Source organism: Streptomyces sp. PA03-6a (assembly GCF_033792765.1).
GTDB lineage: Bacteria > Actinomycetota > Actinomycetes > Streptomycetales > Streptomycetaceae > Actinacidiphila.
In genome coordinates, this window is the sequence record NZ_JARAVK010000576.1 from 1 (window position 1) to 1,024 (window position 1,024).

General features: G+C 76.8%; 1 protein-coding gene. It reads right to left on the reverse strand.

What is annotated here, in order from left to right; translation table 11 throughout:
• Nucleotides 1–306: 306 nt before the first annotated feature.
• Nucleotides 307–1,024: RDD family protein (locus PV350_RS46695; RefSeq protein ID WP_500339321.1), on the reverse strand; the 718-nt coding region annotated here is incomplete at its 5' end.

Consider the following 1,024-nt stretch of genomic DNA (forward strand, 5'->3'; position numbering starts at 1 on the left):
GGTCGCGTTATCTCTGTTGCCTGAAGGCCCGGCCGAACCGTGATCGCGGTGGAGGGAGATCCGGAAGGCTGTGCCTTCGGGCCGTCGAGCGCCTAACGTCTGCGCCGCAGGGAGTCCCGTTCGGCCTCGTTCTCGGCGCGGGCGGCGGCTGCTCCGCGGGCGGCGGTGACTGCCCGGGCGGCGGCTGCGCGGGCCCGGACGGCTCCCGGGGCGGCTTGGCGAACGGGTCCTCGGGCTGGTCGGTGCTCATGCCCCGAGTGAAACCCGGACGATTCGGCCGCGCCTCCGGCGGGGGCCGTTCGGGTGTCAGCTGTCGCGGGCCACGAAGGTACGTGCCGCCTTGTCGTGCCAGCACTGCCGCCACGGCCGGTCGAACAGGCACCACGCCAGCCCGAGGAAGCCGATCACGAGCGCGTCCAGCACCGTGTGGGTGAGCCAGCGCAGCAGCGCCTGCCCGAAACCGGGCTCGTACCGGCTCTCGACGTCCACCACGCGCAGGCCGAGCAGCTTCTTGCCCAGGGTGCGGCCCCACTTGGCGGTGGGCAGCACCTCGTACAGCAGTCCGGTGACGAGCGCGACGGCGGCGAGGACGCCCAGTTGCACGCCCGTCGTGCCGTCGATCAGCCAGACCGTCGCCTCCTCGCCGGTCAGCCGGGCGGCGTCCACCTTGTCGCGCAGGTGCTCGTACGCCGCCGTGCCCAGCGGCAGAGCGGCGGCCGCGACGACCGCGCCCACCACCGCGCTGTCGATCAGCCGGGCCACCAGGCGCCTCCCCGGCGACGCGGGGCGCGCCTGCCGCCGCGCGGGGGCCGACGGGTCGTCGGCCCCCGGCCGCCATGACGCGGGGGCGGCCTCCCCGCCCTGCGGCGGGACCTGACGGGCCAGGTCGTGCACCTGCTGCGCCCACGGGACGGGAGCGGGCACCTGCTGCCCGGGCACGGCGCTCTCGGTCGGAGCGGACGCCGTGGCCCCGGCCGCGCCCGCGGCCGCCCGTGCGGCCGCGGGAGCCGGGGCCGGCGAAGGC